Genomic DNA, 6,542 nt, shown 5'->3' with positions numbered 1-6,542 from the left:
CAGATCTTCTTCACCACGGCCAGGTAGTGGCGCACCGTCTGCAGGGCATAGCCCTGCTCGGTCTGCGTGAAATCCTGATACTCGCGGATGAACTGTTCGTTCAGTTGTCCGAAGGCAAGGTCCGGGAATCCGAACCGCCGGCGGATAAAGGCTTCGAGCGAGCGTCGCGTATAGACGTAGGTGCTCAGCGTGGTCCGGGCGCAGTCGATACCCACCCGGCTGCGGAGTCCTTCGATGTAGCGGTCCAGCAGGCGGAGGAGGGTCATGCGGGTCTCCAGGCTGCCCTGATACTGGCATTTGACCGCCTCGGCATCGAAGCCGCCCGGGCGGGTCGAGAGACTCTTGACGGCCTCATGGATTCCCAGCAGCAGCTTCTCGATCCGCGCATTGGTCTCCACGGCTTCGCGGCTCTTGCCGCTGAGGCGCCGCTCGCGGACATTCCACAACGCGGGGGTACAGGTGAGCTTGCTGCTGAACTGCACCATTGATCGGCCGACCGTCACGCGGCACATGATCGGGGCCTGACCCGAAGCGGTCAGGGAGCTCCTTTTCAGGTAGAGCAAAACCTTGCAACTGACTTCTTTCATAACGACTGGTTTTTAGGGTTCCCTGCTCTGGGCAAAGATACCGTGGTTCAAAGCGTTCGTCGTTATGCAAAATCCGGTGATTCAGAGAATAAAACGCCGTGCGGAGGTCTGTCAATCACTGCCGGTTACCTGTGGACGCCGTGGTAACGATACGGGTAACGGTCTGGTAACGGTTGTCTCGCTACAATGTGCGGCTAACCGCTTCCTCGAAAATGGAAAATCATCTCATTCCAAACCATTTACGTTTCTGTTGCCGCTATCTGCAAAATGCCGTTCCGGCATGTTTTTCACATTGCGCGCGCCACACGTTTGCAACCCTGACGCTGGCCAGCGGCGCCACGATCGACAACGTTGCCAAGATGCTCGGCCATGCCAACGTCAACATGACGCGCCGCTATGCAAAGGTCCTCGACTCGTCGATCATGCGCGACATGGAGGTCGTCGCCGAAAACATGGCGTTGTAGCCCGATGGCGAACATGTAAGGTCTGCAAAGGACTCCCGGCACCTTTTCCGGAATTCCGCCCTATTTTGCGGGCGGGTTCCGGGAAGCGGAGCCCTTGCGAACTAAAAAAGGTGTACCATGGAATGCAAACTGATTGAGGCGGCCGCCTTCGAGGAGTTGAAGGCGATCGTCAACCGGATTCAGATCCGGACAACCCATCTGGCCACGAAGACCATGCCCCGCAAACCCGGAGGCTGGCTGACCCAGGAGGAGGTATGCGGCATGCTGCGCGTCTCGAAACGGTCGCTGCAGACCTACCGCGACGAGCGGATCAACAGGTACTGCAGCGAGGTAGAATCGTTGTAGTTCTCCAGCAGTTGAACCAAAGTCTCGCGTATCCGGGCAAGAATTTATACTAACCGAATGCGACAAAGGTAGCGATTATTTACTTACAGCCAAATCGCCACGAAACTTTTTTGAATATATTGTCACTTGGAATCTTGCGGGAAAGTTATTGGAGCAAAAAAATCACTGAGAGACAAGGCGTAGAAGGTGCAGAAACGAGCAATGGACTCCAGAGACGGAGATTTCTGCATACTTTCATAATCCCAAATTTTCAAATGCGTATTGTGAGCCAGAAACTCCTGGGTATGCAATCTTTTTAGTTCCCCTATAAAGGGGAAATCCGAAAATTTTGTATCTTTGCAAAAAAGGAATATGAAAATAAATGTTATCTTTGCACAGAAGAAGATTCGGTTTAATTGAAACATATTAAAGGAAACAACCTTTGTACCTACCGTAAAATTGGGAACTTTGCAGTAATCAGGTATAGAAGTTGTCAGTCCTTGTTATGTTCTGCCTGCTTTTGCGGGCAGAACGACAAGGGCGCAGGACAATCGACTGATTACGGGTATCCCAATGCCTACGGTAGGAGGTTGACACCGCGCCTCTTTTTTATAGATACCTTATCATAAAAAATAGCGCAAAGAAAAACGACCTGTTTGACAGCAACAGGCCGTTGGCGGCACCTACAGGTTATAGTTAACAATGAATAAATTACGCTTACATTGCGCAATGATCTGAAGGTGCCGCCCTCTTAGGAATACAATATGGGCCTAAAAACGTTCTTTCACCATAAGAAAAGTTGTCAGCAAAACCCATTAGCCGATACAATTTCCCGATTTTGGACAACAGAAGCTGACAACTTTTCTTTTTGATACAAAAACGGGTACTCTCCACAAGGAAGAATACCCGCGCCGAATCACTTGATTTCCCGATTTCGGACAAGAGAAACAGATTTCCTCAATGAGGAGTTACTGGGCATTTACGTCATCCATGGTGATATCATGTCCACCCGTTACGAACGTCCAGTCCTGCGGACGGTCTCCGGCATTGGAAGGCGTGCTGGCAACGGAAACGGACAGTTCGCCCCATGCGCCATCGGCAATCGAGCTGAACAACTGAGTCTGATTTCTATCGGAAGTTCTCCGCAGATTGAAGTGCATGATTGCGCCATAGCCATTTTCGGCAACACTATACGCATTATCACCATAATTAGAGATGGCAATAGTTGAATAACCATAACCTAAATTTATTGACTCGGGTGCAAATTGAGCTTTACCGACTCCAGATACTCCAATATATGTATTATAATATGCGAAATCCGAATAGACATAGTCGATCAGAGCTCCGGCATCAGCGCCAATCTGCGACGACCCCACATTTCCAAACTGAAATACAGTAATCAGTTTGTCCGCCGGCATTTCAGCGTGCAGTTTCTTGATAAGATTGCCGTAAGAACCCTGGACCGTGGATGTAACTTTCGAATATTCATCGTCGAACCCAATACCGTCCAGTCCGTATTTCTCCACGGCGTGGGCCAGAATCTTGGCGAACTGCGTGGCCTGCGTGTCGTTCAGGTTGGTGAAACCGATGCCCTGATGGTCGCCGAGGATGGTCAGAATCACCTTGATTCCTTTATCCTGCAACGGTTTGATGTAGGTCAGATATCCATCGTTCTCCATCAGGTTGGTCATCTTGTCGTTCAGATAGAGTACCGGCTCCGTCACGCCATTCACGGTACGCTTGTGAATGTTCGCGGCAAACAGTTCGACAATATCCGCATAGGGTTCCCCATTGGGAAGAACATAGTCTCCTGCGTTGAGCGGATTCACATCGTTGGTCTCAACGTAAATAGTAACCTTCGGTGTCTTGTCTCCATAGGCACGGGTTATGACAGCATCATTCTGTTCCGGCTCCATAGCAGGTTCCTCTGCCTGCTGGCAAGCACCCATAAACATTGCTCCGACAAACAGAGCAGCCATAAGTTTCAAAGTCTTTTTCATAACGCTTAAGTTTTTAGGTTAATTTTGTGTTGCTCCCCTCCGGGAAGCAGTGAGAGAATTGAGAAAACTATTTCTGTTGTCCGAAAATTCAATTACCAATCTTTCAGCCACTTGCCGTATCCACTTAATCCCGTAGGCAACGCGGTCAACTCATGATTATCGAAACGGTATGTGTACCCCTTTCTTGAACCCAAAATAAATTGATTTTCGTCATCCATGCACATGCAACAACTTGCAAATGTCCCATCCCATGCAGTTTCATAATTATCCTGCAGACTGGTTCTCAAATCATCGAAAACAATAATATTATTAGGCTGTTGTTCATTCACAATCCAATCAATCAAAAAAGCGGGGTCGCTCATTAAAACTTCTTCATCTGTTTTTGCTTGAGGATAAATTGGGAAATTGACACATCCGAATTTCGAAGCATCCAACCCCGCAATCGGTTTTTGTGTATAGGCAGACACATACGATTCATTGGGATGCCACGGGTCGAGCAATTGTATCGCCTCCGTATTGCTGTTGTATCCCGACCAGGCGTAGTCGAGATAGTCGCCAACGGTGATTCCACCGGTTGCTTCGGTATCCCAGAAGGTCGCGGTCGGTTCCTCATAGACAGTCAGCGTCAGCAACTTGTCGGGGCCGAGCGCTTCGCGCATCGCCTTGACGAGTTTCGGATAGGAAGTCGTATTCGTTTCGGGCATACCCTCCTTGCCGTACCCGGCATTGCGGTCCCATAGGTTAATACCGTCCAGATTGTAGGTTTCAACTACGGCCTTAACCTGTGCCACGAAATCGGCAATCTGCACATCAGTCATATTGCAGAACCCAAGACCGGTTCCGCCTCCTTCGAGACTGATGCAGACCTTGCGACCAGCTTCCTGCAACGGCCAAATATATTTTGAAGCACGTCCCAAAACGTATGTCATGTCGCTTCCTAAATCCAACATGGCTCGCCCAGATGTTTCATCGTATTTTATGGATACCGTACGCAGATTGATGATGTTTCCTACTGTGCCATACCATGCAACCGTCGACCCTCGCGCAATTTTTTTCTCCAAAAGATAATCCTGCACCAACAACGGCTGATACTGATCAGTATTGATGTAGAATACGAAGAAGAGGTCCGAACCGTCGTGCAGTTCATAGTCTCCCGGCTGAGGGTCGCGAACGGTCAGCGTATAATAGAGCGTCTGGCTGTCATCTGCCGAGCCTTCGGCCGCCACCGTTACCGGAAGCAAATACTCTCCGGCAGTCAGACCTTCAACCGAAATCCGAACCCGTTTGGAGGTCGTTCGCTGACCGTCTGCCGCAAGCTCCAGCGTTTGACCGTCGGGAAATTCGCAGTTTGCTGTTGGCAACAACTGGCATTCCACGCCGTTTGCCGCATTGAACCCTTCGACGAGCGACTCGTCGATACGCAGAGTCAGCGTCGTTTCCGTCGAGGACGGTTTGGTCTGCTGGTAGTAGAAATCGCGGGTCACAAATCCCGTACCGGCCGTCAAAAGCATCTCCACCGTATTACCGGTCGAAGCATTGCTCCGCAACATGCCGTAGGTCGATTCGATAGCCTCCTTGTCGGGCAGCTTGCCTCCCGACTGCTCCACAGGATCGGTACTGCAGGCTGAAAAGCCTGCAAATACCGCCGTGCAAAGGAGCGTCACCAACCCTTGTTTCAAAATATTCCTCGTTTTCATAATTATTCGTTTGTTTCGTTGATTTTCGGAATTTCGATGCCCGAAGGCCATACGATGTCCGTTTCGGCCACACCGTCGTTGCCGTACATCGAGTAGTCCTTGACGGTATTGCCCGCACCCTCATTGAACTTCCAGTAGCCCAGCAGTGTCGGGTCGTCGGCCGGGTTCTCGATGTCGTACATGTTCTCCCAGATCTGCTCGGGAGTCCGCGCCACGGACCAGACGCGCGCCTCGGCGATCTTGCCGTTCAACGGGCGTTTCTCGTCGTAGGACTTGCCGATAAAGAACTGGTAGGCATCACTCAACTTGTTGTAGCCCGTATCGTCGGTCTCATATTGCGGTTTATCAGTCTCCGAAGCAGAGTTCCACAAGTCATACAAGGCCCGCATGGCCAGATTGATCTGATTCTTCTTGCTCGGTGACGAGATACCGACGCCGGTCTCCTCGCTCTGGATCTTGCCGTCGACATAGACGCGCACGGTTCGGGCCGTCTGGTCGTAGGTGCAGGCCACATGGTACCACCGTCCCGCTTCGAGGTTCTTCGAGGCGTCCTTGCCCGGGAACTTGCCGAACTGAGAGCCGTTGCCCGAGCCGTCGAACTGCAGCTGCTGACGTTCGAAGTTCGTATCGCCGATGCGCAGCAGCAGGTACTGCTCGACACCCATCACCGAAGAGATGCTCACCGGCATGTTCTCCGAATCCTGCGTGGCAAACTCATCGATGTAGATCAGCGCCTCGTAGGTCATGGCCGTGAGGCCGTTCCACGCGCTGCTGTTGGCGCCGTACTTGTCCAAGGTCGGGAAGTTGATCCAGTTGCCCTCGCCGAGCTGTGCCGCCACGGTAATGGCCGAGGAGCGTTTTACCACGTACCAGGCCACGTCTGAGCCGCCCAATACGTCAATCGAGGCGCCGCTGATGCGCACCGGAACCAAATACGTCGCGTCGATCGGAAGGGCCCCGGTCTGCTCCTCGCCCTCGCCCATGAGCTCGTGGAGTTGCAGGGTGATGGCTTCGGAGGTCGTGCGCCCCGCGGGGATGGTCGCGGTTTCGGTCGAAAGTGTGTAGTATTTTGCGTCGAGCATCGGCCATGCGGTGCCGTAGCGGGCGTTGTAGTCCGCCACAAGCGACGGGTCGACCGCGAGCGAGACCTGCACGTCCTGCCCCGCCGGATAGGTCAGCGCCGCCTGCAGCGTGCAGTCGTACGTCGCGCGGTTGTTGCTGAACGTGGCCAGCTGCACGGGGCTCGTCTGCGAGACATTGAGGTAGACCACGTTGTCGAACTTGTGGTCGTCGGCATCATACCGCTCGCAGGCCGTCAGCGCCCCGAGCAGCACAAAAAGCGTTATGAAGTATCGTTTCATGGCTCTCTTATTTGGAAGGGTTCAACGTCTGGATGGCCTTGCGGATCGTGCTGTAGTTCCGGTCGGCGTGGTAGTAGTCTCCGGCGATGTTGTAGGCTGCAAAGCCCGC

At 52.4% G+C, this 6,542-nt stretch carries 6 protein-coding genes; 2 read left to right on the top strand and 4 right to left on the bottom strand.

The window, feature by feature from the left end; all coding sequences use genetic code 11:
• Nucleotides 1-587, bottom strand: a 587-nt coding sequence (locus B5G09_RS13710; protein WP_206384460.1) for a phage integrase SAM-like domain-containing protein, incomplete at its 3' end; no start/stop codon positions are given.
• Nucleotides 588-799: 212 nt separating this feature from the next.
• Between B5G09_RS13710 and B5G09_RS13705 the strand changes: the two genes are divergently transcribed.
• The gene (locus B5G09_RS13705) at nucleotides 800-1,051 is read left to right on the top strand and encodes a tyrosine-type recombinase/integrase (RefSeq protein WP_087405615.1); all 252 of its coding nucleotides are present in this window, start codon (nucleotides 800-802) and stop codon (nucleotides 1,049-1,051) included.
• Nucleotides 1,052-1,168: 117 nt separating this feature from the next.
• Entirely contained in the window at nucleotides 1,169-1,396 is a 228-nt protein-coding gene (locus tag B5G09_RS13700) for a hypothetical protein (protein WP_087405614.1), read from the top strand.
• A 947-nt stretch (nucleotides 1,397-2,343) separates the two neighbouring features.
• Here the strand turns inward: B5G09_RS13700 and B5G09_RS13690 are convergent.
• The 3 genes from B5G09_RS13690 to B5G09_RS13680 all read right to left on the bottom strand — a co-directional run bounded on the left by B5G09_RS13690 (nucleotide 2,344) and on the right by B5G09_RS13680 (nucleotide 6,433).
• A complete protein-coding gene (locus B5G09_RS13690) occupies nucleotides 2,344-3,375 on the bottom strand; it encodes a glycosyl hydrolase family 18 protein (RefSeq protein WP_164496863.1) in 1,032 nt (343 codons plus the stop codon).
• Between the two features lie 92 nt (nucleotides 3,376-3,467).
• Nucleotides 3,468-5,072 carry a DUF1735 domain-containing protein gene (locus B5G09_RS13685; protein WP_087405613.1) on the bottom strand — a complete coding sequence of 535 codons (1,605 nt, stop codon included), beginning with the start codon at nucleotides 5,070-5,072 and terminating at the stop codon, nucleotides 3,468-3,470.
• Nucleotides 5,073-5,074: 2 nt separating this feature from the next.
• Nucleotides 5,075-6,433, bottom strand: a complete 1,359-nt coding sequence (locus B5G09_RS13680) for a DUF1735 and LamG domain-containing protein (RefSeq protein WP_087405612.1) — start codon at nucleotides 6,431-6,433, stop codon at nucleotides 5,075-5,077.
• Between the last annotated feature and the right edge of the window lie 109 nt (nucleotides 6,434-6,542).

Origin of the sequence: Alistipes sp. An54, assembly GCF_002159375.1 — a bacterium.
GTDB lineage: Bacteria > Bacteroidota > Bacteroidia > Bacteroidales > Rikenellaceae > Alistipes > Alistipes megaguti.
This window is presented reverse-complemented; position numbering and strand designations above follow the sequence as displayed.